This window comes from Amycolatopsis sp. NPDC006125 (assembly GCF_040614195.1).
In the GTDB taxonomy this organism is placed as follows: domain Bacteria; phylum Actinomycetota; class Actinomycetes; order Mycobacteriales; family Pseudonocardiaceae; genus Amycolatopsis_E; species Amycolatopsis_E tucumanensis.
On sequence record NZ_JBEXTZ010000112.1, the window covers coordinates 1 to 25,357 of the forward strand.

The 25,357-nt window shown below is 72.7% G+C and carries 29 protein-coding genes; 18 read left to right on the forward strand and 11 right to left on the reverse strand.

Features of this window, described 5'->3' with window-relative positions; translation table 11 throughout:
- Positions 1–125: 125 nt before the first annotated feature.
- Genes ABZ193_RS36825 through ABZ193_RS36835 form a run of 3 tightly spaced genes read right to left on the reverse strand, consistent with a single transcriptional unit; the run spans position 126 to position 3,133 of the window.
- Positions 126–1,619: a tripartite tricarboxylate transporter permease gene (locus ABZ193_RS36825; protein WP_020416765.1), complete on the reverse strand. Its 1,494-nt coding sequence runs from the start codon at positions 1,617–1,619 to the stop codon at positions 126–128.
- A 3-nt stretch (positions 1,620–1,622) separates the two neighbouring features.
- Positions 1,623–2,150, reverse strand: coding sequence for a tripartite tricarboxylate transporter TctB family protein (locus ABZ193_RS36830; protein ID WP_354713191.1), 528 nt, complete (start codon positions 2,148–2,150; stop codon positions 1,623–1,625).
- A complete protein-coding gene (locus ABZ193_RS36835) occupies positions 2,147–3,133 on the reverse strand; it encodes a tripartite tricarboxylate transporter substrate binding protein (protein ID WP_354713193.1) in 987 nt (328 codons plus the stop codon). The genes ABZ193_RS36830 and ABZ193_RS36835 overlap by 4 nt, the downstream gene beginning before the upstream one ends.
- 140 nt (positions 3,134–3,273) lie before the next feature.
- Here ABZ193_RS36835 and ABZ193_RS36840 point away from each other — a divergent pair, with 140 nt between their 5' ends.
- The 5 genes from ABZ193_RS36840 to ABZ193_RS36860 all read left to right on the forward strand — a co-directional run bounded on the left by ABZ193_RS36840 (position 3,274) and on the right by ABZ193_RS36860 (position 7,814).
- Positions 3,274–4,833, forward strand: a complete 1,560-nt coding sequence (locus ABZ193_RS36840) for a sensor histidine kinase (protein ID WP_020416762.1) — start codon at positions 3,274–3,276, stop codon at positions 4,831–4,833.
- The gene (locus ABZ193_RS36845) at positions 4,830–5,507 is read left to right on the forward strand and encodes a response regulator (RefSeq protein WP_027935668.1); all 678 of its coding nucleotides are present in this window, start codon (positions 4,830–4,832) and stop codon (positions 5,505–5,507) included. The genes ABZ193_RS36840 and ABZ193_RS36845 overlap by 4 nt, the downstream gene beginning before the upstream one ends.
- A 272-nt stretch (positions 5,508–5,779) precedes the next feature.
- Positions 5,780–6,757 carry a GTP-binding protein gene (locus ABZ193_RS36850; protein WP_354713224.1) on the forward strand — a complete coding sequence of 326 codons (978 nt, stop codon included), beginning with the start codon at positions 5,780–5,782 and terminating at the stop codon, positions 6,755–6,757.
- Between the two features lie 65 nt (positions 6,758–6,822).
- A complete protein-coding gene (locus ABZ193_RS36855; protein WP_020416759.1) occupies positions 6,823–7,029 on the forward strand; it encodes a hypothetical protein in 207 nt (68 codons plus the stop codon).
- 53 nt (positions 7,030–7,082) lie between these two features.
- On the forward strand, positions 7,083–7,814 hold the full coding sequence (locus ABZ193_RS36860; RefSeq protein ID WP_354713195.1) for a GAF and ANTAR domain-containing protein: 732 nt from the start codon (positions 7,083–7,085) through the stop codon (positions 7,812–7,814).
- 49 nt (positions 7,815–7,863) lie between these two features.
- Here the strand turns inward: ABZ193_RS36860 and ABZ193_RS36865 are convergent, their stop codons facing one another.
- The 3 genes from ABZ193_RS36865 to ABZ193_RS36875 all read right to left on the reverse strand — a co-directional run bounded on the left by ABZ193_RS36865 (position 7,864) and on the right by ABZ193_RS36875 (position 9,678).
- Positions 7,864–8,634, reverse strand: coding sequence for a crotonase/enoyl-CoA hydratase family protein (locus tag ABZ193_RS36865; RefSeq protein ID WP_354713196.1), 771 nt, complete (start codon positions 8,632–8,634; stop codon positions 7,864–7,866).
- Between the two features lie 46 nt (positions 8,635–8,680).
- A complete protein-coding gene (locus ABZ193_RS36870) occupies positions 8,681–8,857 on the reverse strand; it encodes a hypothetical protein (RefSeq protein ID WP_354713197.1) in 177 nt (58 codons plus the stop codon).
- A gap of 131 nt (positions 8,858–8,988) precedes the next feature.
- Positions 8,989–9,678, reverse strand: coding sequence for a transcriptional regulator (locus ABZ193_RS36875; protein ID WP_354713199.1), 690 nt, complete (start codon positions 9,676–9,678; stop codon positions 8,989–8,991).
- A 106-nt stretch (positions 9,679–9,784) separates the two neighbouring features.
- Here ABZ193_RS36875 and ABZ193_RS36880 point away from each other — a divergent pair, with 106 nt between their 5' ends.
- Positions 9,785–10,309 (forward strand): DUF2231 domain-containing protein, encoded by a 525-nt coding sequence (locus ABZ193_RS36880; protein ID WP_354713201.1) that lies wholly within the window; start codon positions 9,785–9,787, stop codon positions 10,307–10,309.
- Between the two features lie 23 nt (positions 10,310–10,332).
- Positions 10,333–10,932 carry a GTP cyclohydrolase I FolE gene (gene folE / locus ABZ193_RS36885; RefSeq protein WP_354713203.1) on the forward strand — a complete coding sequence of 200 codons (600 nt, stop codon included), beginning with the start codon at positions 10,333–10,335 and terminating at the stop codon, positions 10,930–10,932.
- A 3-nt stretch (positions 10,933–10,935) separates the two neighbouring features.
- On the opposite strand, the gene ABZ193_RS36890 is transcribed toward folE, so the two are convergent.
- Positions 10,936–11,817 (reverse strand): MerR family transcriptional regulator, encoded by an 882-nt coding sequence (locus ABZ193_RS36890; RefSeq protein WP_354713205.1) that lies wholly within the window; start codon positions 11,815–11,817, stop codon positions 10,936–10,938.
- 175 nt (positions 11,818–11,992) lie between these two features.
- Between ABZ193_RS36890 and ABZ193_RS36895 the strand changes: the two genes are divergently transcribed.
- Both ABZ193_RS36895 and ABZ193_RS36900 read left to right on the forward strand, forming a co-directional pair.
- On the forward strand, positions 11,993–12,571 hold the full coding sequence (locus ABZ193_RS36895; protein ID WP_354713207.1) for a TetR/AcrR family transcriptional regulator: 579 nt from the start codon (positions 11,993–11,995) through the stop codon (positions 12,569–12,571).
- Positions 12,572–12,629: 58 nt separating this feature from the next.
- Positions 12,630–13,796 carry an MFS transporter gene (locus ABZ193_RS36900; protein ID WP_354713209.1) on the forward strand — a complete coding sequence of 389 codons (1,167 nt, stop codon included), beginning with the start codon at positions 12,630–12,632 and terminating at the stop codon, positions 13,794–13,796.
- Between the two features lie 28 nt (positions 13,797–13,824).
- Here ABZ193_RS36900 and ABZ193_RS36905 read toward each other — a convergent pair whose 3' ends face one another.
- Together ABZ193_RS36905 and ABZ193_RS36910 are read right to left on the reverse strand one after the other, a co-directional pair.
- Entirely contained in the window at positions 13,825–15,171 is a 1,347-nt protein-coding gene (locus ABZ193_RS36905) for a serine hydrolase domain-containing protein (protein ID WP_020416749.1), read from the reverse strand.
- 66 nt (positions 15,172–15,237) lie between these two features.
- Positions 15,238–15,987 (reverse strand): PHB depolymerase family esterase, encoded by a 750-nt coding sequence (locus tag ABZ193_RS36910; protein WP_084506017.1) that lies wholly within the window; start codon positions 15,985–15,987, stop codon positions 15,238–15,240.
- A 214-nt stretch (positions 15,988–16,201) separates the two neighbouring features.
- Between ABZ193_RS36910 and ABZ193_RS36915 the strand changes: the two genes are divergently transcribed.
- From ABZ193_RS36915 to ABZ193_RS36955, 9 genes are all read left to right on the forward strand, one after another.
- Positions 16,202–17,671, forward strand: coding sequence for an AMP-binding protein (locus ABZ193_RS36915; RefSeq protein ID WP_354713210.1), 1,470 nt, complete (start codon positions 16,202–16,204; stop codon positions 17,669–17,671).
- Positions 17,668–18,789 (forward strand): acyltransferase, encoded by a 1,122-nt coding sequence (locus ABZ193_RS36920; protein WP_354713212.1) that lies wholly within the window; start codon positions 17,668–17,670, stop codon positions 18,787–18,789. The genes ABZ193_RS36915 and ABZ193_RS36920 overlap by 4 nt, the downstream gene beginning before the upstream one ends.
- Positions 18,786–19,529, forward strand: a complete 744-nt coding sequence (locus ABZ193_RS36925; RefSeq protein WP_354713213.1) for a phosphosulfolactate synthase — start codon at positions 18,786–18,788, stop codon at positions 19,527–19,529. Before ABZ193_RS36920 ends, ABZ193_RS36925 begins: the two co-directional genes overlap by 4 nt.
- Positions 19,522–19,920, forward strand: a complete 399-nt coding sequence (locus ABZ193_RS36930; protein ID WP_237336835.1) for a VOC family protein — start codon at positions 19,522–19,524, stop codon at positions 19,918–19,920. Before ABZ193_RS36925 ends, ABZ193_RS36930 begins: the two co-directional genes overlap by 8 nt.
- Positions 19,920–20,462, forward strand: a complete 543-nt coding sequence (locus ABZ193_RS36935) for a histidine phosphatase family protein (protein WP_354713215.1) — start codon at positions 19,920–19,922, stop codon at positions 20,460–20,462. Before ABZ193_RS36930 ends, ABZ193_RS36935 begins: the two co-directional genes overlap by 1 nt.
- A 17-nt stretch (positions 20,463–20,479) precedes the next feature.
- The gene (locus tag ABZ193_RS36940) at positions 20,480–21,244 is read left to right on the forward strand and encodes an enoyl-CoA hydratase/isomerase family protein (RefSeq protein WP_354713226.1); all 765 of its coding nucleotides are present in this window, start codon (positions 20,480–20,482) and stop codon (positions 21,242–21,244) included.
- Between the two features lie 72 nt (positions 21,245–21,316).
- Entirely contained in the window at positions 21,317–21,700 is a 384-nt protein-coding gene (locus ABZ193_RS36945; protein ID WP_237336837.1) for a GntR family transcriptional regulator, read from the forward strand.
- Between the two features lie 10 nt (positions 21,701–21,710).
- Positions 21,711–22,583 (forward strand): ABC transporter ATP-binding protein, encoded by an 873-nt coding sequence (locus ABZ193_RS36950; protein WP_354713217.1) that lies wholly within the window; start codon positions 21,711–21,713, stop codon positions 22,581–22,583.
- Entirely contained in the window at positions 22,580–23,521 is a 942-nt protein-coding gene (locus ABZ193_RS36955; RefSeq protein ID WP_354713218.1) for an ABC transporter permease, read from the forward strand. The genes ABZ193_RS36950 and ABZ193_RS36955 overlap by 4 nt, the downstream gene beginning before the upstream one ends.
- Positions 23,522–23,570: 49 nt before the next feature.
- Here the strand turns inward: ABZ193_RS36955 and fahA are convergent, their stop codons facing one another.
- Positions 23,571–24,752, reverse strand: a complete 1,182-nt coding sequence (fahA, locus tag ABZ193_RS36960; RefSeq protein WP_354713220.1) for a fumarylacetoacetase — start codon at positions 24,750–24,752, stop codon at positions 23,571–23,573.
- Positions 24,749–25,357 (reverse strand): hypothetical protein (locus ABZ193_RS36965; protein ID WP_354713222.1); only part of this gene is annotated, 609 nt, incomplete at its 5' end. The genes ABZ193_RS36965 and fahA, both read right to left, overlap by 4 nt.

Sequence of the window (25,357 nt, forward strand, 5' to 3'; positions counted from 1 at the left end):
CCCTTTTTTTTTTGATCCCTGCCCCCCCCCTCTCTCCCCCCCCTCGTCCCCTCTCCTTCCCTCCCCGAACCTCATCACATCTCGCCCCCCGCCAGCCGCGCCCGCCGCGGCCGCCCTCCCGGTACTCACACCTTCGCCGGTTCCCGGCGGCGCACCAGCTTCCGCACCAGCGGCCACGCCAGCAGCACCGCGACCAGCACGTACACGCCGATCGCGAGGGGCGAGTTCACCAGCCCGGTGAGGTCGCCGTCGCTGATCTGCAGCGCCCGCCGCATCTGCTGCTCCGCGGCCGGGCCGAGGATGACCCCGATGATCGCCGGCAGCACCGGCAACCCGAAGCGCCGCATGGCGAACCCGATCACACCGATCACGTACAGCAGGATCAGGTCGATCACCGAGCCGCTGACCGCGTAGGCCCCGACGCTGGCGAAGAACAGGATCCCGGCGTACAGGTACGGCCGCGGGATTCGCAGCAGCTTCGCCCACACCGGCGCCATCGGCAGGTTGATCAGCAGCAACAGCACCAGCCCGATGAACAGGCTCGCGATCAGCGCCCACACCAGCGCGGACTCGCGCTGGAACAGCAGCGGCCCCGGCTGGATGCCGTACTGCTGGAACGCCGCCAGCATCACCGCGGCGACCGCCGTGGTCGGCAGGCCCAGCGTCAGCATCGACACCAGCGTGCCCGCCGCCGACGCGCTCGCCGTCGACTCCGGGCCGGCGACGCCCTCGATCGCGCCCTTGCCGAACTCGTCCTGCCTGCGCGACAACCGCTTCTCGGTCACGTACGACAGGAACGTCGGGATTTCCGCGCCACCGGCGGGGATCGCGCCGAACGGGAACCCGATCACCGGCCCGCGCAGCCACGGCTTCCACGTCCGCCGCAGGTCCGACCGGGACAGCCAGGGCCGCCCCACCGGGATCGCCTCGGACTGGTTGTGGCGCAGGTGCGCGGCCACCCACAGCGACTCGCCCACGGCGAACAGGCCGACCGCGACGATCACCACGTCGATGCCGTCCGCCAGGTGCAGCGCGCCGAACGTCAGCCGCGACTGGCCGGTCATCTCGTCGAGCCCGACCAGGCCGATCGTCAGCCCGATCAGCAGCGACGCGTAGCCGCGGACGCGGGACTTGCCCAGCACCGAGGTCACCGCGACGAACGACAGCACCATGATCGCGAAGTAGTCCGGCGCCCCGATGTCCACGGCGAGGTCGGCGATCAGCGGCGCGAGCAGCACCAGCGCGATCGTGCCGATGATGCCGCCGGTGAAGTGCCCGATCGCCGCCGCGGCCAGCGCCTGCGGGCCGCGGCCCTTGCGCGCCATGGGATTGCCCTCGATCGCGGTGACCACCGCCGCGCTCTCCCCGGGCGTGTTGAGCAGGATCGACGTCGTCGAGCCGCCGAACATGCCGCCGTAGTAGATGCCGGCGAACATGATGAACGCCGCCGTCGGGTCGAGACCGTAGGTCACCGGCAGCAGCAGTGCCACCGCCATCGCCGGGCCGATGCCCGGCAGCACGCCGATCGCGGTGCCCAGCAGGACACCGATCGCGGCGAACATCAGGTGCGACGGGGTCAGCGCGGTGCCGAAGCCCGCCCACAGGTTGGACAGGTCCATGAGCTACAGCACCCCCATCAGCGGGCCGCCGGGCAGCGGAACGCCCAGCAGCACCGTGAACACGAACCAGGTGACCAGCGAGACGCCTGCCGCGATCAGCGGATCCCGCACCAGGTGCCTGCTGCCCAACGCGTAGGCAGCGCCCCAGAACATGATCGCCGACGACAGCGGGAACCCGAGCGTGTCGATCAGCGCGGCGTTCGCCAGGAACGCGCCCGACAGCAGCAGCACCGTGCGCCAGTCCGCGGGGGCGTCCAGGTCGACGTCCTCCCCCGCCTCTGCCTCGCCGCGGCCGCCGCGCAGCACGTCGCGCGCCAGCAGCAGCGACACGAGCAGCAGCAGCGAGCCGACGAGGATCGGCACCGCCTTCGGGCCGACCGGCCCGCGCTGCGTGAAGTCGGTCGGGATGCTCAGCGCGTCGACGAGCACCAGCACGCCGACGGCGAACAGGAAGACACAGACACCCAGCTCGGAGTGCGTGCGCCACCAGGACTTCGGCGCGGACGTCGTCTTCTCCTCGATCACGCTCATGCGAGCCCCAGCTCCTTCAGCACCGCGGCGACCCGGTCGTTCTCCGTCTTGAGGAACGCGGCGAAGTCGTCACCCGGCTGGAACGCCGGCGTCCACCCGTTGCGCTGCAACGCTTCCCGCCACTGCGGCGTGTCCTGCAGCCGTGTGAACAACCCGATGAGCCGTTCCCGGTCGCTGTCGGACAGGCCCGGCGGCGCGACGATCCCGCGCCAGTTGGTGAACGACACGTCCACACCGGACTCCAGGAGTGTCGGCGCGTCGATGCCCGGCACCCGTTGGGGGCTGGTCACCGCCAGCGCCCGCAGCGCGCCCGAGGCGATCTGGTCGCGGGTCTCGCCGATGCCGGAGACGCCGAACCCGACCTTGCCGCCCAGCACGGACGCCATCAGCTCGCCACCGCCGTCGAACGGGATGTAGTTGACCCGCGTCGGCGGGATCCCGGCCGCCTGCGCCATCAGCATCGGCGCGAGGTGGTCCGGCCCGCCGGGCGCCGAGCCGCCGCCGACCGGGACGCTGCCCGGGTCCGCGCGCCACGCCTCGACCAGCTGCTGGATCGTCTGGTACGGCGAGTCCTTGCTGACCACGACGATGTCGGCCTCTTCGGTCAGCTTCGCGATCGCGGTGGTGTCCTGCAGCGACGACGGCGACTTGTTGGTGTAGACCGAGCCGACCACGCCGAGGCCCATGGACATGGCGAGCTTGCCGTTGCCGCGCTCGTTCACCAGACGGCCGAGGCCGACCGTGCCGCCCGCGCCGGGCAGGTTGAACACTTCGATGTTGCCGTTGAGCCCGGCGTCCTCGACCGCCTTCACGGCCGTGCGGGCCGTGATGTCGTAGCCGCCGCCGGGCGAGTTGGGGACCATCATCCGCAGGCCCCTGATCTGGGGCCCGGTCTCCTCGCCGCCCGCGGACACCAGCGGGGGGACGAGGAGGAGAGCCACGGCCGCGCCGAGAACGGCGAGCCAGCCCTTGCGATTCTTCATCAGCGCACCTCGTTGTGGACCTTCGTTGCCCGGCATCGTGCACCGGGGCCGCGCCGCTGTCACCCGTTAGGCACCTATCGGTCGTTGTGGTCATTGTGGTCACGGCACGATCGGGCGTCGCGGATGCGATAGTGAGGGGCGTGGGTGCGCAAGGATCGCTGGCCCGCCAGCTGCTGGGCTGGCAGCTGATCATCGTGTTCGCGCTGCTCGCGTGCGTGTTCGGCTACTCCGCCGTGCAGTCCGACCGGACGTTCACCGACACGCAGGGCCGCAAGCTGCTCGCCGTCGCCGAGCAGGTCGCGGCGACCGCCGGGGTGCGGGCGAGCCTGGCCGATCCGATCCGGCGGGACGCGCTGCCCGCCTTCGCCGAGTCCGCGCGGACCCTCTCCGGTGCGGACTCGGTGATCATCGCCGCACCCGACGGGATCGTGCTCACCTCCCCGGACCCGAACCAGCTGCGCACGGAGCTGCCGCTGGGCGCGAGCACCGTGTTGCAGGGGCGCGCCTGGGTCGGCGAGATCTCCGGGCAGCTGGTGGCGCACGTGCCGGTGATCGGGGACGCCGGGCAGATCGTCGGGATCGTCGCGGCAGGCACCGAGACGCCTGGTTTCTTCGAGGGCGTGGCGAACTCGCCCGGCGCGGCGCTGACGATGCTGGGCATCGCGACCGTGGTCGGGGTCGCCGGGTCGCTGCTGCTCACCTGGCGCGTGAAGCGGCAGACGCTGGGCATGGAGCCGCGGGAGATCACCGCGCTGGCCGAGCACCGGGAAGCGCTGCTGCACGGCATCAAGGAGGGCGTGCTCGGCCTGGACTCCCAGCACCGGGTGACGCTCGTCAACGACCAGGCCCGCGACCTGCTGGCGCTGCCCGCGGACTGCGTCGGGCGGCCGGTCGCGGAGCTCGGGCTCAACGAGCGGCTCACCGACGTGCTCACCGGACGCGCGCATGGCGTCGACCAGATCGGCCTGCGAGCGGGGCGGGTGCTGGCGCTCAACCGGATGCCGATCGCGCGCGGCGCCGTCGTGACGCTGCGGGACCGCACCGAGCTGGCCGCGTTGCGCGAGGAGCTGGAGGCCACGTCGCGGGCCACGGACACGCTGCGGGCGCAGGCCCACGAGTTCAGCAACCGCCTGCACACCATCGCCGGGCTGATCGAGCTGGGCGAGTACGACGAGGTGCGGCACTACGTCGACCTGGTCAGCGAGGCCCAGACGAAGTGGCAGGAGGAGGTCACCGCGCACATCGCCGACTCGGCGGTCGCGGCGCTGCTCATCGCGAAGGCCAGCCTGGCCGCCGAGCGGGGTGTCGGCCTGCGGCTCGCGCCGGGCACCGGTCTGGACGATGTGGACGACCGGTTGTCGGCGGACCTGGTGACCGTGGTCGGCAACCTCGTCGACAACGCCCTGGACGCGCTGGCCGGCCGGGACGGCGACTGGATCGAGGTGGAGATCCGGCAGGACGCGGACGCGGTTTCGGTGGTGGTGCGGGACTCCGGGCCGGGGGTGGCGCCGGAGATCGCGACCGAGGTGTTCACCCACGGGTTCACCACGAAGGCCGCCGAGCACGGCGGCAGGCGCGGGCTCGGGCTGGCGCTGACGCGGCAGACCTGCCTGCGCCGCGGCGGCTCGGTGGCCGTGCACAACGCCGACGGCGCGGTGTTCACCGCCGTCCTGCCGACGCGAGCGGAGGTGTCCCGGTGATGCGGGTTCTGGTGGTGGACGACGACTTCATGGTCGCGAAGGTCCACAGTGGATACGTGTCGCGCGCGCCGGGGTTCACCGTCGCCGGGGTGGCGCACACCGGTGCCGAGGCGCTGCGTGCGGCGCGGGAGCTGCACCCGGACCTGGTGCTGCTGGACATCTACCTGCCCGACGTGGACGGCCTGTCGGTGCTGCGGCAGCTGCGGGCCGACCCGGCGACGCAGGACATCGACGTCCTGATCATCACGGCCGCGCGGGACGTGGAGACCGTGCGGGGCGCCCTGCGTGGTGGCGCGCTGCACTACCTGATCAAGCCGTTCCCGTCGTCGGCGCTGCAGGCGCAGCTGGAGGAGTTCGCCACGCTGCGGCGGAAACTGCACCGGCTGGCGCAGCGCAGCACGGCCGGGCAGGAGGACGTGGACGCGGTCTTCGGGGCCCGCACGCCGAAAGCGCTGCCGAAGGGGCTGACCGAGCAGACGGCCGAACTGGTGCGGCAGGCGCTGCAGGCCCACCCGGACGGGCTGTCGGCGAGCGAGTGCGCCGGGGTGACGGACCTGTCGAGGCCGAGCGCGCGGCGGTACCTGGAGCACTTCGTGGCCGCCGGACGGGCCGAGGTACGGCTGCGCTACGGCGGCACCGGGCGGCCGGAGAGGCAGTACCACTGGCGCGGCTGAGGTCCAGGGAACCCGCCGACGACACCCGCCACGGCGGGCGGGCCGCCTGGAGACGCAGACCGGTGGCCCGGTTTGAGCCCCCGCCTGCTCGGCCGCGCCGTTCCGGTGGGGCAGCACCACCCGCGCGGCCAACCCCCACCCGCCTGCTCAACCACAACACACCCCCACGACCGCCCACCCACCACACCGCGACCGGCCGGGGCGGCGATCCCACTGGCGTGGCCCATCGCGCGCTAGGGTGTAGCGAGGTGAGCACTTCCGAGGCGATTCCCGTGGTCCTGGTCGCCGGTTACCTGGGCTCGGGCAAGACGACACTGGTCAACCACCTCCTGACGCACGCCCGCGACCACCGCATCGGCGTGATCGTCAACGACTTCGGCCGCGTCAACGTGGACGCGCTGGCCGTCGCCGGGCAGGTCGACGCCATGCTGCCGATGGGCAACGGCTGCCTGTGCTGCGCGGTCGACACCGCGGGCCTGGACCGGATGCTGGAGCGGCTCGCCGAGCCGGAGCTGGGCATCGACGCGATCGTCATCGAGGCCAGCGGCCTCGCCGAACCGCGCGACCTGGTGCGGATGCTGCTGTCCAGCGAGAACCCGCGCGTCGCCTACGGCGGGCTCGTCGAGGTGGTCGACGCGGTCGAGTTCGAGGCCAACCGGGTGCGCCACCCCGAGCTGGACGAGCACCTGCGCTTCGCCGACCTGGTGGTGCTGAACAAGACCGACCGGCGCGACGATCCCGGCCTGGTCGAGCTGGTGCGCAAGGTGAGCGACGGCCGCCCGGTGGTGCGGTCCGCGTTCGGCGCGATCGACCCCGGTCTGCTGTTCGACGCGCGGGAGCGGAAGCCGGTGGCGCGGCAGCTGTCGTTCGACGACCTGCGGCACTCCGACAGCGAGGTCCACGAGCACCTGCACGACGCCTACCGCAGCGTCGAGTTCTCGTCCGACACGCCGCTCCACCCGCGGCGGCTGCTGGCGTTCCTGACCGAGCGGCCGGCCGGGCTGTACCGGATGAAGGGGCCGGTGCGGTTCGCCGTGCCCGGCTACGACGACCGGTTCCTGCTGCAGACCGTCGGCCCGTACCTGCGGTTCCACCGGTCGCCGTGGGGCGCGGAGGCCCCGGCGACGCGGCTGGTGCTGATCGGGACCGGTCTCGACGAGGACGACCTGCTGGCGCGGCTGGCGGCCTGCGCGGAACCGGCGGAGCTGCCGGAACGGGCGATCCTGCCGCTGCTCAAGTACTGCGAATAGCGACGCGGGTAACCCCACACCGCCCGGGCGCGATAGGCGAAGCAACCCGGCAAGGAGTGGTTCCCATGCGCGCATCCGCCATCCGGTGGTTCTGGCTGCTCGTGGCGCTCGCGTTCGCGGGCACCGCCGCCGCCGAGGTCTACCTGGCCGTCACCATGGGCGCGGCCTGGGCGTGGGTGCTGGCCGGGCTGCTCGTGCTCGCCTCCGCGGCCTGCGTCGCGGCGGCCTTCCGGCGGGACCGCGTCAGCCGACCGAGGGACCCGGGAATCTGAAACGCGGGGGCAGCCCCTGTCGCCGCCCCAGCCCCATGGATAAGACTGTCCAGGTGACGGACGAACTCATCAAGCCGGCCGACCTCGAGCTCGCGGACGCGCTCAGCGCGGTCGTGCGCACGCTCGAACCGGAGCCGGACGTCGAGCAGACGGTCGCGAACATCGTGCAGGCCGTCGCGGCGACGGTCCCGGGCACCGAGGACGCCGGCGTCTCCCTGCTGGAGTCGGGCAGCCTGAAGTCCGTCGCACCGTCCAGCGAGCGGGTCGCGCGCCTCGACGAGCTGCAGCACAAGCTGGGCGAGGGCCCCTGCGTGGACGCGGTGTACACCGACATCGTGTACCGCACCGCCGACATCGCCGCCGACGAGCGCTGGCCCAAGTTCGGCTACGCCGCCGCCGAGCTGGGGATCAACTCGATGCTCGCGGTGCGCCTGTTCACCGGCAAGACGCTGCTCGGCGCGCTCAACCTGTTCTCCACCCAGCGGGACGCGTTCGACGAATCCGCCGAGCACGTGTGCGGCCTGTTCGCCGCGCACGCGGCCGTCGCGCTGGCCGGGTCGCGGGCCCAGGCGCAGCTGCGCAGCGCGCTGGAGTCGCGCGACGTCATCTCGATGGCCAAGGGCATCCTGATGGAACGCCACCAGGTGACCGACGACCAGGCGTTCGACCTGCTGGTGCGCGCCTCGCAGAACACGAACCGGAAGCTGCACGAGGTCGCGCGCTGGCTCGTGACCGGCACGAACAACGCGATCAACGAGAACAACGAGAACAACGAGAACGGCTAGCCGACCGAGCCGCCGGGCCGGCGCGCTGGTGGTGCTCCGGGCGGCAGCGCTACTCGAACGAGCCACCCCGCCCCGCGCCCGCTGCGAAGCGTTGTGCTCCCCGCACCGCGTCGGCGGCCAGTGAGGTCAGGCCGTGCCGCCATTCGTTCGCCATCGCGGCCTGCTCGTCCATGCCGTCCTGCTCCAGCAGCGACAGCCGGTCCTCGCGCAGGCACGTCTGCGGGAAACCGGCTATCGCCGCGGCCAGTTCCTCCGCCGCGGCGCGTTCGGTGCCCGCCGGCACGACCCGGTTCGCCAGGCCCATCCGCAGCGCCTCCTCCGCGGGCACCGGGCGACCGGTCAGCACCAGATCCATCGCCTGGCTCACCCCGATCAGCCGCGGCAGCCGCACGGTGCCGCCGTCGATCAGCGGCACTCCCCAGCGCCGGCAGAACACCCCGAACACCGCGTCCTCGGCCGCGACCCGCAGATCGCACCACAGCGCGAGTTCCAGCCCGCCCGCGACGGCGTGCCCGGCGATCGCGGCGATCACCGGCTTGCCCAGCCGCAGCCGCGTCGGTCCCATCGGGCCGGGGCCGTCCTCGCCCAGCCGGTTGCCGCGCTCGGTGCCGATCGCCTTGAGGTCGGCGCCCGCGCAGAACGTGCCGCCCTCGCCCCACAGCACGGCGACCGCGGCGGAGTCGTCGGCGTCGAACGCCTCGAAGGCCTCCAGCAGCGCCTGCGCGGTCGGGCCGTCGACGGCGTTGCGCGCGTGCGGGCGCGACAGGATCACGGTGCAGACGGGGCCGCTGCGCTCGACCCGGACGGCAGGTTCGACCATGCCGACACGCTGTCACAACACCCCGTGCTTGTCACTCAGCCGAGCGTCACGCGCGCCTGCCGGCCACCGCGGGCAGGCGCAGACCGACCGCGACGACGACGATCACCATGCCAGCGCCACCCACCCCGCACAGCGGCACGTGCCGCAGGAAGCGGCCGCTCGCCGGGGTCAGCCATTGGAACGCGGTCAGCAAGCACGCGTGCACCGCGACGATGAACAACATCCGGCGCTGCGTGAACACAGGATTCCTGGCGTGGAGCACCCCGGCGCAGCGCCCGCCAAACTGCCATGACCAACAGGACACCACGCCGAATCACCGGGTGGTTCGTCACCGGCGGGGCGCCGGCTCGGTGCTCAGGACCTGGCGCGCAGTACCACGCAGCACTCCCCCGCCCGTGGTTCCAAAGCCGCCTCCACGCTCGCCGCGTCGAGGCCGTCCAGCAGGCCGCCGAGGAAGGACTGGTTGATGCCGCACACCACGGCCGGCTCGCGCGCGGCCAGCGGGTGGAACGGGCAGTTGCGCAGCCGCACGCAGACCGGGGACTCGCGGCTGGGTTCGAAACCGTGCCGTTCCACGACTTCCGCGGCGACGGTCAGCGCCCGCTCGGCGCCGAGGCGGCCCGGCCGCGTCCGCTCGCGCTCGGCGGTCCCGACCGCCCGGCCCCGCTTACGGGCGACGCGAAGCGCGGCGTCGCGGGCGGTCTCGTGTTCGCCTTCGTCCAGCACCGCGCCGAGGAGGATGTCCGCGAGCAGGTCGTGGTGGCGGGGTGGGATGCTGACCCGCACCTCCTCGCCGGAGGGCTCGTAGACCTTGGGGGTGCGGCCCGCGCCCCGGCGCTCGCCGACGAACTCGTAGCGCGCCCGCAGCAACCCGGCCGCCACGAGCTTGTCGAGGTGGAACGCGGCGAGCTTGCGCGAGATGCCGGCGGACGCGGCGGCCTCGTCCCGCGTGACCGGGCGCCGGGCCTGGCGGATGAAGGCGTACATGCTGCGCCGCAGCTCGTCGTCGAGCGCGGCCAGCGCCCGGATCGGCCCCTCGCTCATCGGATCACGATATCACCCAATCTCACATGCGCAATTGCGCACTCTTGACGTTCCGGAGCGATAAGACCAAACTTCATTGGCGAAAACCGAGTAGCCGGAGGTCGTCATGGCAGACGCGAAACGGCCGGCGAGCGCCGTGCTCGCCGGGCCCTACGGTCACCCGTTCCACCCGATCCTGGTGACGGTGCCGATCGGGGCGTGGGTGAGCAGCCTGGTGTTCGACATCGGGTCCCGGATCGTCGCCGGGCCGGGGTTCCTGACGCGGGGATCGGTCTGGCTCATCGCCATCGGGGTCATCGGCGCGGTGCTGGCCGCGGCCACCGGCGCGCTCGACCTGCTGGCGGTGCCGCGCGGCACCCGGGCCTTCCGGACCGGGCTCACGCACATGGGGCTCAACCTCACCGTCACCGGCGCGTTCGTCGCCGGCTTCTTCTGGCGTCAGGGCGAGCTCGACGGGCGGGTCGGCATCGGCCCGCTGGTGCTGTCCGCGGCCGCGCTCGCCGCCCTGGCGGTGTCCGGCTACCTCGGCGGCAAGCTCGCCTACCGCTTCGGCGTCCGCGTCGCCGCCGAGGACGTGCAGGCCGAGGGGTACCGCTCGCCGCCGGCCCACCGCACCCGCCCAGCCCACTGACCCACCCGATCGAAAGGCAGCACGTGCAGTCCGAAACCGCCCTGCGAGTCGTCCACGAGCCCGCCGAGGGAGTGGACCTCGCCGCCGCCGAGCTCCACGCCGCCCAGTTCCTCGAAGCACTGGGGGTGTCGCTGGAGCCGGAAAGCCTCCGCGGGACGCCCGGCCGGATGGCCCGCGCCTACGCCGAGCTGTTCTCGCCGCGGCCGTTCGACCTGACCACGTTCCCCAACGACGAGGGGTACGACGAGCTGGTGCTGGCGCGGGGAATCCCGGTGCGGTCGGTGTGCGAGCACCACCTGCTGCCGTTCGTCGGCGTCGCGCACGTCGGGTACCTGCCCGGCGAGCGCATCCTGGGACTGTCCAAACTGGCCCGCATCGTCGAGCACTTCGCGCGGCGCCCGCAGGTGCAGGAACGGCTCACCAAGCAGGTGGCGGACTGGCTCGCCGAACACGTCCACCCGAAGGGCGTGGGGGTGGTGATCGAGGCCGAGCACACCTGCATGACGCTGCGGGGCGTGCAGGCCGCGGGTTCGAGCACCGTCACCTCGACGCTGCTCGGCACGCTGCGCGAAGACGCCCGGTCCCGCCAGGAGTTCTTCGCGCTGACCGGCGTCAACCCCTGACGCTCAGGCCAGGGCCTCGACCGCCTCGGCCAGGTCGCGCAGGTGCCGCGTCCCGTCGGGGAGGGCGAGGCCGTCCCAGCCGGGGCCGGCCACGAACAGCCGCGTGCCGGTCAGCTCGTCCGCCGGGACCTGGCTGGCCAGCTCGGGCGTGTGCGCCCACACGACCGTCGCCGCCGGTTTGCGCACCGTCACGGTCGTGAGCAGCGACCGCGGCGGCACGCGCGCGCCGAGCGAGATGGTGCCGCGGCCGCGTTCGGCGAGCGCGTGCCGCAGGACCTCCAGCGGCAGGGAGTGCTGTTCGTCCGGCGCGCACGCCAGCAGCACGGAAGCCGAACCGGTGTTGCCCGGCGGGACCGCGTGCAGCGCGGCGATGATCCCGTCGGTGGCGAGGTGCTCGACCTCGACGGGCCCGCCCGGCTCGGCGCACCGCTCGCCCAGCTCCTGCAGGAACGGGACGAGCAGCTTCTGCCACGTGTCGACGGTGCCGTGCCGGTCGAGGAAGCCGACCACGATGCGGCGGAACGCGTCCGGGTCGAGCTTCTCGGCGGCTCCGCGCAGTGACCGCCGCCGGCGGCTCGCCACCCGGTCGGGCACCTGACCGGGTGGGGCGATCGGCGGCGCCGCACCCGCGCTCACGCTCGCGGCCGCGCTCGCCACCGGCACGCCCTGGCGCACCAGGTGCACCACGCGCTCCAGCCGTCGCAGGTCGCCGACCGTGTACCGGCGGTGCCGCCCCGGTTCGCGGGAGCTCGGCCCCAGCCCGTGCCTGCGGTCCCAGCTGCGCAGTGTCGCGACCGCGACACCGAGCCTGCTCGCCACCGCGGCAGGGGTCAGCACCGCTTCGGGCGGTACCGCTTCGCGCGCGGCCTGCCCCGTGCGGCTCATCAGTTCACGCCTCCCGATGACTTCCGGTCACCGCCCACCCGGGCGGATCCATCATTCGATTGTGCAACATTCCCGCCTCCCTTGGTTGACGATCAACTCGATAATCGGGCAGCAGGAGCGCAGACAGACCAGGGTTATTGGAACGATCAGTTGCCAATGCGCTACGCTGCCGATCATGGCGAGGACCAAGGAGTTCGATCCGGACGCCGCGTTGCACGCGGCGCTGGAGCTGTTCTGGCGACAGGGCTACGAGGCCACCTCGATGCAGGACCTGGTCGACCACGTCGGCGTCAACCGCGCCAGCCTGTACGCCACCTACGGCAGCAAGCACGACCTGTACCTGCGCGCCCTGGACCGGTACTGCGAACTGCGCGGCACCGAGACGATGACCGCGCTCAACCGGCCCGGCCCCGCGCTCGACGCGGTCCGCGACTTCGTCCACTCCTACGTCACCGAGTGCCGCGAGGACGCGGAGCGCAAGGGCTGCCTGGTCACCAACACCGCGACCGAGCTGCTGCCACGCGACGTGAAGGCGGCCCGCCGGGTGGACATCGCCTTCGGGGAACTGGAGGCCGCACTGGCCGGCACCCTCTCCCGCGCCCAGCAGGAGGGCGACCTCCCGCCGGACAAGGACCCGCGGGCGCTGGCCCGCTTCCTCGTCACGTTCATCCAGGGCATCCGCGTGGTCGGCAAGACCGACGACATCCGCCGCCTGGACGAAGCCGTCGACCAGGCCTTGTCGCTGCTCGCCTGAAAGCCCTCGCGGCTTGCCCCGATTTTGGAACGTACGGTTGTCTATGAGAGGAGTGCGCATGCCACGCGCGATCTACGTGCTGAGCCTCGGCGTGTTCGCGATGGTCACGAGCGAGTTCGTCGTCGCCGGGCTCATGCCCCAGCTGGCCGACGGGCTCGGCGTCACGGTGCCGCAGATCGGCTACCTGATCACCGCGTTCGCGGTCGCGATGGCGGCGGGCGGCCCGGTGCTCACCGTCGCCCTGATGCGGCTCGCCCCGAAGACCGCGCTGATGCTGCTGTTCGCGGTCTTCCTGGCGGGCAACGTCCTGGCCGCGACCGCGAGCGGTTACGGCACGATGCTGGTCGCCCGCGTCGTCACCGGCGTCGCCGCGCAGGCGTTCTTCGGCATCGGCATCTCGCTGACCGCGCAGCTCACCCGCCCGGAGGTCCGCGGCCGCGCGATCGCCGTGGTGATGAACGGCCTGATGCTCGGCACCCTGCTCGGCCTGCCGCTCGCCACGGTCGTCGGCGAGAACCTCGGCTGGCGCGCGGCGTTCTGGGCGATCGGCGTGCTGGCCGTGGTCGCGGCGCTGGCCACGCTCGCCGGCGTGCCCGCGCTCGCCACGTCCACCGAGGGCGGCACCTTCCGCGAAGAACTGGGCGTGTTCCGCGCCCCGCGGTTGTGGCTGGCGCTGTCGACCAGCACGCTCATCATCGGCGCCACGTTCTCCGCGTTCAGCTACTTCACGCCGATCCTCACCGAGGTCACCGGGTTCGACGGCGGCACGGTGCCGCTGCTGCTCGTCGCATACGGCGCGGCCACGGTCGTGGGCAACGTCGTCGTCGGGCGTCTCGCCGACCGGCACACCCTGCCCGTCCTGGTGGCCGGCCTCGCGCTGAACCTGGTCTTCCTCGCCGCGTTCGCCGTGCTCGCCGACCTGCCCGCGCCCGCGGTGGTGGCGATGCTCGGCATCGGGCTGGTCGGCGTCACGATGAACCCGGCGATGGTGACCCGCGTGCAGCGCGCCGGCAACGCCCGGCCCCTGGTCAACACCGTGCACTCGTCGTTCATCACGCTCGGCGTCATCCTCGGGTCGTCGCTCGGCGGGCTGGTGATCGAGACGTCCGGGCTGCGCGCGCCGCTGTGGCTCGGCGCCGGCCTCGCGGCGCTCGGCCTGCTGACCGTGCTGCCCGAACTGCTGCGCCGCCGGGTGCCCGCGCCGGCCCTGCAGCCGTGCGCCTGACCGGCCGACCACCGGGGCGGCAGGAGCGTCACCCGAGGCAGGCCCGGACCGCGTCGGCCAGGTTCGTCGCCCGCGGGTCGTCCGGGCGGTAGTTCCACAGGTTGGGGACGTAGCCGAACCCGACACGGGCGTCGGGGTCGGCGAAACCCACCGATCCACCCGAGCCCGGGTGGCCGAACGACCGCGGTCCGAGCATCGGGTACGGCGGGCAGGCCCGCCAGAACCCCAGCGACATGTTGAAGGAGCGGTCGGCCGGGAGGCTCAGCCCCGGCGGCAGCCCGTGCATGCGCGTGCGGTCGGTCTGGATCTCGGTCGCCGTGCCGACGGTCGACGGCTTGAGCAGCCGCACACCGTCGACGCGGCTGACGGTGGCGGCGTACATCCGGGCGATCGAGTGCGCGTCGGCGACCATGTTCGCGGCCGGGAACTCCGCCGCACGCCAGGCACGCGTGGTGAAGTAGCTGGTGGTGTTGTCGAAGGCGCCGCCGAGCTCGCCCGCGCGGATGGCGACGGAACCCGGGCTGTACTGGGCGTTCACCCACGCGGTGACCGTGTCGGCGTCGAGCCCGGTCACCTTGATCAACCCGGCGAGCAGCTCGTCCACGGTGAACGGGGCGGCGTCGTGGATCCGCGCGACCCGCCGTTCGTGCTTCTCCGGCAGGCCGATCCACGCGTCGAGCCCGAGCGGGCGGGCCACCTCCTCGGCGAAGAAGGTGCCGAGGGACTTGCCGGTGATCCGGCGCACCACCTCGCCGACCAGGAACCCGAAGGTGTGGGCGTGGTAGATGTGCTCGGTGCCGGGCTGCCACAGCGGCGGCTGCGCTTCGAGCGCCCGGATGACCGGGTGCCAGGCGCACGCGTCCGCGAAGGTCAGCGGCCCGTCCACAACCGGCAGGCCGGCCTGGTGGGACAGCAGCCGGCGCACCGGGATCGTGTCCTTGCCGCGCGCGCCGAACTCCGGCCAGTACCGGACCACTGGCGCGTCCAGGTCCAGCAGACCGCGCTGCACCAGCAGGTGCGCGCAGATCGCGGTGGCGCCCTTCGTCGTCGAGGCGACCTGCGCGATGGTGTTCGCGCGCCACGGCCGGTTCGCCTCGCGATCGGCGAGGCCGTCCCAGAGGTCGACCACGAGGCGGCCGTCCACGTAGACGCTGCACGCCGCGCCGACCTCGCCAGGGCCGTCGAAGTTCGCGCGGAACGCGTCGGCGACCTTCCCCCAGCCGCGGGCGACGCCACGCTCACCGCGGTCGCCTTCGTGGCTTTCCGCGGAGGCGGTTCCGGCCCCGGCGAGGGTGAGCGCGGCGGCGCCACCGGCGCCCTGCAGAACGGTCCGGCGCGTCAGGCGCCCGTGCTCCGGTGAGGTGGAAGCAGGCATGACACATCTCCTCCGTGTTGTTCCGTGTCCCGGAATCCGATGCGTCCACCGTCGCCGGGCGACCGGTCACCGCGCTGACACCGCGCTGACACCGGTGCCGTGCCCGACCTGACGGGACAGGAAGTTCCACATCAGCCCGGCCACGGAGGACGGCCAGGCGTGGGTGAGGCCGGGGAACACGATCGACTGCACGGCGGCTCCGCCGTGGCAGCCGCGCCACGTCGTCACCACCGCCGGGCCGGTCCGCCGCGTCGAGGAGTGCGCCGGACAGGAGTTCAGTGCCCGCCAGGTCGTGGTCGCGTGCTGCACCACCTGGGCGCCGTGCTGGAGGATCCGGTCCGCGGTCCCGGCGGCGACGAGCGCGGACAACCCGGCCGCGGCGCGGTTCGCGCACGTCGTGGGCGGGGCGGCGCCGTAGGTCGCGAACGCGGCGAAGGTGGCCGGCGAGACGCACGCGAGGTGGAACGCGAGCCGCCCGCCGTTGCTGTAACCGACGAGGTAGATCCGCCGCGGATCGGTGCCGAACGCCCGCGTGGCGTCCGCGACCACCGCCTGCACGAACGCCGTGTCGTCGACGTGCCGACGGGCGGCCAGACCACAGCAACCGCTGCCCGCGTTCCACGACTGCCCGATTCCCGCCGGATACACGACATCGGCGAGCCCGTTTTCCGCGAACCGCAGAAAACCGGTCCGGGTCGCCATATTCCGGACATCCATTCCACGACCGTGCAACACCACCAGCAACGGCAGTCCGGAATGGGCGGATTCCGCCCGCACCGCCAGATAAGTCCGCCCCGCCACCACCCGGGTCGTCATCGAAACTCCTTGCGCCACAGCGGAAACCGAACCGCCGACGAGCAGCACGCACAGGACGCTCACCAGGAACGCTTTCCACCACCGCACGGAATCAGTTTGACCGGAATTCCGTGGGGCGCGGGTGAGCACAGCGTTTTCTCAGGCGGCTCTCACCGGCCGCCCAGAAAGGGGGACGACACTCGGCCGGGTCGTTCGCCGAACCAGAGGAGTGCAGATGGCCGTGATTTCCCGGATGCTGGAGGTGCGCGCCCAGGACCGGCCGGACGAGGTGGCCTTCCTCGACGGCGCGGACGGGCGCGAGCTGACCTGGCGTTCGGTCGCGGCCACCGCGCGGCGCTGGCGCGAACTCGCCCGCGATCTGCCGCCCCGCACCCGGATCGGCCTGGTGGCAGCGGATCCGCTGGCGTTCACCGCCGCCTACCTCGGCTGCCTCGCCGCGGGCCTGACCGCCGCGCCGGTCGATCCCCGCCTCACCGCCGCCGAACTGGGCACCGCCCTCGACCGGCTGCGCGCCGCGGTCGTCGCGACCGACCAGCCGGACCTGGTGCCCGGACACCCGACCTGGGCGCTCGACCGCGACGGCCCGGGTCCCGTCCGGACCGGTCGCATCCGCGCCGACGGCACCGCGCTGCGGCCCGCGGTGCTGCTCACCAGTTCCGGCACCACCGGCGCGCCCAAGGGGATCCCGCTCAGCGAGTGGCAGCTCGTGCGCGCCGCTCGCCGCGTCGCCCGGCACCACCGGTTCGGCCCCGGCGAGCGCGGGTACACGCCACTCCCCCTCTTCCACGTGAACGCGCAGGTGATGGGCCTGCTGGCGACCGTGGTCAGCGGCGGCTCGCTGGTCCTCGACCGGAGGTTCAGCGCCGTCGACCACTGGGACCGCGTCGAGCGCTGGTCGCCGACCTGGCTCAACACCGTCCCCGCGATCCTCGCCTCGCTCGCCGGGCAGCCCGCGCCGCCGGACCACGTCGTCCGCCGCATCCGGTTCGCGCGGTCGGCGTCGGCGCCGTTGTCACCCGAGATCGCGCGGCGCTTCACGGAGCGCACCGGCGTCGGCGTGCTGGAGACCTACGGGATGTCCGAGGCCGCCGGGCAGATCACCGCGAACCCGCTCGATCCGCGGCTGCGCCGCGCCGGCTCGGTCGGCCTGCCCGTCGGGGTCGGTCTCGTGGTGGCCGGGCCGGACGGCGCGGTGCTGCCGCCGGGCGAACGCGGCGAGGTTCGGCTGCGCGGCCGTCAAGTGGTGAGCCGGTACCTCGAACTGGACGGTCTCGGCGAACGGATCCGCCCGGCCCGGACGCCGGACGGGTGGCTGCCGACCGGTGACGTGGGCGTGCTCGACGAGCACGGGTACCTGACGCTCGCCGGGCGCGTGGACGACGTCATCAACCGCGGCGGCGAGAAGATCTACCCGCACGAGATCGAGGACGTGCTGCTCGCGCACCCGGCGGTCACCGCGGTCGCGGTCGTCGGCGCGCCGGACGAGCGCCTCGGCCAGGTTCCCGTCGCGTTCGTGACCGGACGGCCGGACCCCGGGCTGGCGCGGGCTTTGCACGGCTGGTGCGAACAGCGGCTGGCCCGCTACAAGCGGCCGTCGGTGATCGAGGTGACGACGGCCCTGCCGCTCGGCCCGACCGGGAAGGTGCTGCGCCGTGAACTGCGCGCCGCGGCGGGCGGCCGGTGAGCCGGGGCGGCGCGCACCTGCACTACGTCGACCTGGTGCGGGTCCTGACCGTCGGGCTGGTGATCGGCCTGCACGTGCTGGCGCTGGCGCCGTTCGCGCCGGGGGTGCCGATCGGCGGGCTGATCATCGTCTTCCACGTCAGCCGCGAGGTGTTCTTCCTGCTGACCGCGTTCGTGCTCACCTACAGCACGGTCCGCAAGCCGCGGTGGCGCGAGTTCTGGCGACGGCGCTACCTGTTCGTGGTCGTGCCGTATCTGCTGTGGACGGTCGTCTACTTCCTGGCGAACGGCGGACCGTACTCGGCGACGGCGTTCGTCCCCGAGCTGCTCACCGGCACCGCGCGCTACCACCTGTACTTCCTGCTCGTGTCGATGCAGATCTACCTGGTGTGGCCGCTCGTCCGGGCGCTGATCGCGGTGACCCGGCGGTACCACTGGGCGCTGCTGGCCTTCGCGGTGGCGTTCCAGCTGGTGTTCTCGCTCGCCGTGCAGCAGCAGTGGGACCTCGGCGGGCTGTCCGGGTGGGTGCACGCGCCGGACGCCTGGCTGCCCAGCTACCTCGGCTACGTGCTGGCCGGCGCGCTGGCCGGGACGCACCGGGAACGGCTCGTGGCGTGGACCCGCGCGCACGTTCCGCTGGTCCTCGGCGGCTGCGTGGCGGCGCTGGCGCTCGGTGTGGGTGTCTACTTGGGACAGGTCTACTCGGCCGGGACACCGCCGCTGGTGGCCAGCATCGTTTTCCAGCCCGTCGTCGTGGTGGAGAGTTTCGCCGTGGCCTTGGCGTTCCTCGCGCTCGGTCTGGTGTGGGCGGAGCGCGGGACGCCGTGGCGCGGTCTGGTCCGGGCGGCCTCCGACGCGTCGTTCGGCGTCTACCTGGTCCACCCGCTGCTGCTGCAGGGCCTGCTCCTCGCGGTCGTCGCCGCCGGACCCGCGCAGCCGCCGGACGCGGTGCTGCTGCCCGTGCTGGTGCTGGTGGTCGTCCCGCTCGTCTACTCCGCATCCGGCCTGGTCACCGCACTGGCGCGGCGCACCCCGGCCAGCCTCGCCCTCACCGGGCGGCCCCGGCCGCGCGCTCGCGTGCCCGCGCCCGCCCTCGTCCCCACAGGAGGAACCCGATGAACACCGGTGTGACCATGGTGATCGACCCCGGTCTGCCGACCGGCGCGTTCACCGACCTGGTGGCCAGCCACGGCGACCACATCGACCTGCTCAAGTTCGGCTGGGGCACCGCGCTGGTGACCAGGGACCTGCACCGCAAGATCGCCGTGCTGCGGGAAGCCGGGATCGGCTGCTACTTCGGCGGCACGCTGTTCGAGCACTACCTGGTGCGCGACCGGCTGGACGACTACCTGGCGTTCGTCGACGACGCCGGGGCGACCCACATCGAGGTGTCCAACGGCACGATCCCGTTGTCGCAGCACGACAAGGCGTTCTACGTCGAGCGGATGACTCGGTACCGGCCGGTGCTCGCCGAGGTCGGCTACAAGGACGCGGGCCGTTCGGCGAGCCTCGGGCCGGGCGACTGGGTCGCCGCGATCGCCGAGGACCTCGCCGCGGGCGCGGACTTCGTGATCACCGAGACACGCGAGAGCGGCCGCAGCGGCCTGGCCCGGGCGGACGGGCACGTGCGCGAGGACGTGCTGCACGCGGTGATCTCCGCGGTCGACCACCGGCGCCTGCTGTTCGAGGCGCCGACCAAGGACCTGCAGGTCGAACTGATCCAGGCCCTCGGGCCGTCGGTGAACCTCGGCAACATCGCCACCACCGACGTGCTCGGCGTGGAAACCCTGCGGCGCGGGCTGCGCGCCGACACCCTGATCCAGCTCACCCCCACTCTCGAAAGGACCGTCCATGCGTGACCCCAGGGACGCCTGCCATGTCGCCATTCCCGCCCGCGACCTCGACGAGGCCGTCGAGTTCTACGTGTTCGGCCTCGGCGCGAAACTGGCCCGCCGCTACGACGACCGCGTGACGTTCGACTTCTTCGGCGACCAGCTCGTCTGCCACCTGTCGGAGAACGTGCCGGCGGAGGCGGTGGCGTACCCGCGGCACTTCGGGGTGAGCTTCGCGCGGGCCGAGGACTTCGACCGGCTGGTGCGGGTCGTCGAGCACCGGAAGCTGAAGGTGCTGTCCGGGCCGTCGCTGCGGTTCGAGGGGACGGCCGAGCAGCACCGCACGTTGTTCCTGGTGGACCCGTCGAACAACGTGCTGGAGTTCAAGAACTACGACGACCCGCGGTTGCAGTACTGATGGCCGTGCACCTGGTGCGGCACGGGCAGAGCGCGTGGAACGTCGCCGGCCGCGTGCAGGGGCAGTCGCCGCGCGCGGGTTCGCTGACCGCGGCGGGGCGGGCGCAGGCGGCCGCGCTGGACGTGACCGGGACGGTGCTCGTGTCGAGCGATCTGCCCAGGGCGCGGGAGACGGCGGAGATCATCGCGGCCCGGCTGGGGCTGCCGGTGCTGGTCGACGCCGGGTTGCGGGAGCAGCGGCTGGGCGCGCTGGAGGGCAGGCGGTTCGCCGAGGTGCGGCCGGTGATCGACGGCCTGTGGGCGCACCCGCTGCGGCTGCCGCCCGGAGGCGGGGAGAGCGTGGCCGACCTGCACCTGCGGGTGCGGCGGACGCTGGGCAGGCTGGCGGCGCGGCACGCCGGGGAGGAGCTGGTCGTGGTGACGCACGGCGGACCGATCCGGGTGGCGACGGCCGGGGTGGACCCGCTGTCGGGGGCCGCGGTGCCGCGCGTGGCGGTCGGCAATGCGGCGGTGATCACTGTGCGTCCGGGCGCGGCCGTCTAGTCTGCGGCCTTGTGACTGTGCGCCTGGACCTCGAGCCCACCGGACTGGCCGTCCTGACGGTCGACGCCGGGCCGCTCAACCTGTACACGCTGGAGCTGCACGCGGACTTCGACGCCGCGCTGGACCGCCTCGGGGACGCGCGGGCGCTGCTGATCCGCGCCGAGGGCAAGGTCGTCAGCGGCGGCGTCGACGTGTCGCTGTTCGCCGCGCAGGAGACGCCCGGGCAGGCGAAGGAGCTGTTCGACCGGATGCTGGCGCTGCCGGACCGGATCGCGGCGCTGGAGATCCCGACGGTGTTCGCGGCGCACGCGTTGTGCCTGACGTGGGCGTTCGAGGTCGCGGTTGCGTGCGACCTGATCCTCGCGGCGGAGCGGGCGTCGTTCGGGCTGGTCGAGAAGGTCGTCGGCCTGACCCCGACGATGGGCGGCACACAGCGCCTGGCCGCGCGGGCGGGCGTCGGGCGGGCCGCGGAGTTCGTGATGACGGGCGACCGCTACCCGGCGGCGGAGCTGGCGCGGTGGGGCGTGGTGAACCGGGTGCTGCCGGACGCCGGTTTCGACGAGGCGGCGCGCGCTTTCGCGGCATCGTTGGCGGAGGGCCCGACACGCGCCCACGCGGCGACGAAGAAGGTGCTGTCACACTTCGCGAACGGCGGCGTCGCCGAGGCGAACAAGCACATCACGTCCATCGCGGCGGACCTGTACCGCACAGAGGACCTGCGCAACGCGGTGCGGTCGTTCCTGGAGGAAGGTCCGGGGAAGGCGAAGTTCACCGGCCGCTGACCGGGCACACCGGTGGCTCGGCGGAGCCGTCGTGTACTACCCTTTCACTACTTGATTAGTGAAAGGGTTCTTGTGATCGAGTTCCGGATCGACCGGCGCAGCGGCGTGGCCACCTACCTGCAGTTGGTGCAGCAGGTCGAACAGGCGTTGCGGCTCGGCCGGCTCCGGCCGGGCGACCGGTTGCCCACCGCCAAGGAGGTGGTGAGCAGCATCGCCATCAACCCGAACACGGTGCTCAAGGCGTACCGCGAACTCGAACGCGAAGGGCTCGTCGAAGCGCGGCGCGGGCTCGGCACCTTCGTCCGGCGTTCCCTCGGGCACGGCGACGCGGTGGACGGCGCCGTGCTGCGCCAGAAGCTGGAGAGCTGGATCCGGGAGTCCCGCGCGGCCGGGCTGGAGCGGGAGGACATCGAAGCGCTGGTCAAGTCGGTACTCGACGAACACCACTGGACGTGAAGGAGGGGGCATGGCGAGCAGTGACGCCTTGACGGCGGCCGACCTCGGCAAGCGCTACCGCCGGGGCTGGGCGCTACGGGACTGCGACTTTTCCGTGCCACACGGCCGGATCAGCGCGCTGGTCGGCCCCAACGGCGCGGGCAAGACGACGTTGATGGCGCTCGCCGCCGGCCTGCTGGAGCCGACCGAGGGGCAGGTGCGGGTGATGGGCCGCGCGCCGGACAGGCGCGGGATTCCCGCGGACCTGGCCTTCCTGGCTCAGGACAAGCCGTTGTACCGCGGATTCACGGTCGCGGACATGCTGCGCGCGGGCCGGGCGCTCAACACCACGTGGGACCAGGCGTACGCCGAGCGGCTCGTCTACGAGGCCGGTGTCCCGCGCACGGCGCGCATCGGCACGTTGTCGGGCGGCCAGCGCACGCGGGTGGCGCTCGCGGTGGCACTCGGCCGGCGGCCGCGCGTACTCATGCTCGACGAACCGCTCGCGGATCTGGACCCGATCGCCAGGGACGAGGTGATGCGGACCTTGATGGCCGAAGCCGCCGACACCGGAATGACCGTGCTGCTCTCCTCGCACGTGCTGTCGGACCTGGAAGACGTGTGCGATCACCTGGTGCTGCTCGCCGACGGGCGGACACGGCTGTGCGGCGACGTGGCGGACCTGCTCGCCGGGCACCGGCTGCTGGTCGGCCCCGCAGACGGCGACCTCGCCGCGGACACGGTGGTCGAGCGGCGCACGACGGCACGCCAGGTCACGGCCCTGGTGCGGGGGCACTCGCCCGCTCCCGGCTGGGAATCACACGAACCCACGTTGGAGGAACTGGTGATGGCGCACCTGCGGGCGGGCAGCGCCGCGGCACGCGCGCGGGAGGTGGCCGCGTGACCTGGGTGACCTGGCGGCTGCACCGCCTCCAGCTGCTGCTCGGTGTCGGGCTGATCGCTGCCGTCGCGGCGGTGCTGGTCGTCGAGCACACGCAAGCGACCGGTTACCTGGCGGCCCACGGCATCGAGGGGTGCCATGTGGTCGACAGTGGACGGTGCACCGCCCCGGCGATGGCGGCGTTCGAGGACGAGTTCCAGAGCTTCGCGCGCAACTTCCCGATGGTGCTGCTCGGCCTCCCCGTGCTGCTCGGCATGTTCACCGGTGCGCCACTGTTCGCGCGCGAGTTCGAGCAGGGGACCCACATCCTCGGGCTGACGCAGTCGGTGAGCCGGTTCCGCTGGTGGGCGAGCAAGGTGCTCGTGGTGGGCACGCCGGTCCTGCTCGGCATGTTCGCGCTCGGCCTGGTGAGCGCGTGGGCCTTCGAACCGCTGCACTACGTGACCCGCGGAGCGATCATGACACCGGGTTTCGAAACGCAGGGGCCGGTCCTGGGCGCCTACACCGCGCTCGCGTTCGCCATCGGCGCGACGGCTGGGCTGTTCTTCCGCAGCACGCTCGCCGCGATGGCCGCGACGCTGCTCGTCTACCTGGTGGTCGTGATCGGGGTCGCGAACCTCGCGAGGGCCGATTACGCCGCGCCCGCCCTGGCCACGGCCCCCGTCACCGCGGAGAACCCCGTCCCGTATGACGCGTGGCGGCTCGGGGCGGCGTACTACGACGCAAGCGGCCAGGAGGTCGCGTTCGAACCGTCCGCCTGCACGTCCGCCGACACCGCGCGGAGTTGCCTGGAGAACCAGGGGGTGGCGGCGCAGCGGGCCGCGTTCCACCCGGCCGACCGGTTCTGGCGTTTCCAGGGGATCGAGAGCGGGATCCACGTGGTGCTGGGCGCTCTGCTCCTGGCGGCCGGCCTGTGGCGGGTGCGGCGGCGGGTCTTGTGACACCGCCGGCTCCGGCCTGGCCACCCGCACCAGGCCGGAGCCGGAGGGCTCAGCGCTTGGCTTCGGTGGCCGGCAGGATCCTCCCCCGCACCTCGCCGAAACCGATGCGGCCTTCCGTGCCCGGGGCGGTCGCCGAGATGACCACCTCGTCGCCGTCCAGGAGGAACGTTCGTGGCTCCCCGTTGAGCTCGATCGGCTCCTTGCCGCCCCAGGTCAGCTCGATGAACGCGCCGCGCTGGTTCTTCTCCGGGCCGGAGATCGTGCCGGAGGCGTACAGGTCGCCCGTGCGCGAGGACGCCCCGTTGACCGTCATGTGCGCCAGCATCTGCGCCGGCGACCAGTACATCTCCCGGTACGGCGGGCGGCTGACCTCCTGCCCGTTCCACGAAACCGACAACGCGATGTCCAGCCCCCACGGCGACGACTCCCGCAGGTACGGCAACGGCTCCGGCGACTGCTCCGGCGTCGGGACCCGCGCGGCCTCCAGCGCCGGCAGCGGCACCACCCACGGCGAGATCGACGTCGCGAAGCTCTTGCCGAGGAACGGGCCCAGCGGCACGTACTCCCAGGCCTGGATGTCCCGCGCCGACCAGTCGTTGACCAGCACCGCGCCGAACACGTGCCGCGCGAAGTCCTCCGTGGACACCGGTGAACCGAGCGGCGACGGCACCCCGACGATGAACCCCAGCTCGGCCTCGATGTCCAGCCTGCGGCACTCGCCGAACGTCGGCGCGGCCTCGTCCGGCGCCTTGCGCTGCCCGCACGGCCGCACGATGTCCGTCCCGGACACCACGACCGTCCCGGACCGCCCGTGGTAGCCCACCGGCAGGTGCTTCCAGTTCGGCATCAGCGGCTCGGCGTCCGGCCGGAACAGCCGTCCCAGGTTGGACGCGTGGTGCTCGGAGGCGTAGAAGTCCACGTAGTCCGCGACCTCGACGGGCAGGTGCAGCTCCACTTCGGACACCGGGAAGACCGCATCGGCGGGCACCTCACCCCGCACGAGGTCCGAAACACGCGCCCGGACCTCGACCCACCGGTCGTAGCCCTGCGCCATGAACGCGTTCAACGACGGCCGCGCGAACACGTCGTCGCCCAGCGCCACCGCCAGGTCGACCACCGAGTCGCCCACCCGCACGCCGACCCGCGGCTGCGTCCCCGGCGTGGAGAACACGCCGTAGGGCAGGTTGTCCAGCCCGAACAGCGACCCCTCGGGGATGTCGATCGTGGTCACGCCGTCACTCCTCCTTCCAGCACCGAAGCCGGGACCAGTCCCAGGTCCACCAGCTCCGCCACCGGTTCGTCGATGCTGCAGGTCCCGAACGACCGGAACGACTCCCGCGCGGTCAGGTCCACTTCGGACACCAGCTCGGCCACCCGCGCGCCGTCCCGCTCCGCCAGCAACGCGGCCAGCTCGTCCTCGCCCGCGCCGGAGCGGGCCGCCGCCGTCGCCAGCAGCAGGTTCAGGAACCCGTGCTGCTCGAACCCGGTCGACGGGTCCGTGTTCCGCACCGCGTGGTGCAGCCCGGCGGTCGCCTTGAACGGCACCCCCGCCCGCACCACGGCGTGCACCGCCGCGGCCAGCTCCGCCTCGTCCGGGTACAGCTCCGCCTTCACCCCGCCGGTGCGGAACTTCGCGGCGTGCCCGGTCTTCGCGCAGGTCGCGATCACCTCGGCCCGGCGCGAGTCCCGCGGCACCTCGACGAACACCGGCACGTCACCGGCGACCTCCAGCGCACGGAAGAACTCCGCCACCGACGACTCCGCGGGCACCGCGACCTCGAACCCGGCCAGCCGCACCGGCAGGTCGGCGGCCCGGCCCAGAGCGTCCGGCAGCTG

What these genes read in the sequence shown, in the direction of transcription:
- ABZ193_RS36825 (WP_020416765.1), bottom strand. Translation starts at nt 1,619, where the DNA reads ATGGACCTGTCCAACCTGTGGGCGGGCTTCGGCACCGCGCTGACCCCG.
- ABZ193_RS36830 (WP_354713191.1), bottom strand. Translation starts at nt 2,150, where the DNA reads ATGAGCGTGATCGAGGAGAAGACGACGTCCGCGCCGAAGTCCTGGTGG.
- ABZ193_RS36835 (WP_354713193.1), bottom strand. Translation starts at nt 3,133, where the DNA reads ATGAAGAATCGCAAGGGCTGGCTCGCCGTTCTCGGCGCGGCCGTGGCT.
- ABZ193_RS36855 (WP_020416759.1), top strand. Translation starts at nt 6,823, where the DNA reads ATGCGCGCATCCGCCATCCGGTGGTTCTGGCTGCTCGTGGCGCTCGCG.
- ABZ193_RS36865 (WP_354713196.1), bottom strand. Translation starts at nt 8,634, where the DNA reads ATGGTCGAACCTGCCGTCCGGGTCGAGCGCAGCGGCCCCGTCTGCACC.
- ABZ193_RS36870 (WP_354713197.1), bottom strand. Translation starts at nt 8,857, where the DNA reads ATGTTGTTCATCGTCGCGGTGCACGCGTGCTTGCTGACCGCGTTCCAA.
- ABZ193_RS36875 (WP_354713199.1), bottom strand. Translation starts at nt 9,678, where the DNA reads ATGAGCGAGGGGCCGATCCGGGCGCTGGCCGCGCTCGACGACGAGCTG.
- ABZ193_RS36880 (WP_354713201.1), top strand. Translation starts at nt 9,785, where the DNA reads ATGGCAGACGCGAAACGGCCGGCGAGCGCCGTGCTCGCCGGGCCCTAC.
- ABZ193_RS36890 (WP_354713205.1), bottom strand. Translation starts at nt 11,817, where the DNA reads ATGAGCCGCACGGGGCAGGCCGCGCGCGAAGCGGTACCGCCCGAAGCG.
- ABZ193_RS36895 (WP_354713207.1), top strand. Translation starts at nt 11,993, where the DNA reads ATGGCGAGGACCAAGGAGTTCGATCCGGACGCCGCGTTGCACGCGGCG.
- ABZ193_RS36900 (WP_354713209.1), top strand. Translation starts at nt 12,630, where the DNA reads ATGCCACGCGCGATCTACGTGCTGAGCCTCGGCGTGTTCGCGATGGTC.
- ABZ193_RS36905 (WP_020416749.1), bottom strand. Translation starts at nt 15,171, where the DNA reads ATGCCTGCTTCCACCTCACCGGAGCACGGGCGCCTGACGCGCCGGACC.
- ABZ193_RS36910 (WP_084506017.1), bottom strand. Translation starts at nt 15,987, where the DNA reads ATGACGACCCGGGTGGTGGCGGGGCGGACTTATCTGGCGGTGCGGGCG.
- ABZ193_RS36915 (WP_354713210.1), top strand. Translation starts at nt 16,202, where the DNA reads ATGGCCGTGATTTCCCGGATGCTGGAGGTGCGCGCCCAGGACCGGCCG.
- ABZ193_RS36925 (WP_354713213.1), top strand. Translation starts at nt 18,786, where the DNA reads ATGAACACCGGTGTGACCATGGTGATCGACCCCGGTCTGCCGACCGGC.
- ABZ193_RS36930 (WP_237336835.1), top strand. Translation starts at nt 19,522, where the DNA reads ATGCGTGACCCCAGGGACGCCTGCCATGTCGCCATTCCCGCCCGCGAC.
- ABZ193_RS36935 (WP_354713215.1), top strand. Translation starts at nt 19,920, where the DNA reads ATGGCCGTGCACCTGGTGCGGCACGGGCAGAGCGCGTGGAACGTCGCC.
- ABZ193_RS36950 (WP_354713217.1), top strand. Translation starts at nt 21,711, where the DNA reads ATGGCGAGCAGTGACGCCTTGACGGCGGCCGACCTCGGCAAGCGCTAC.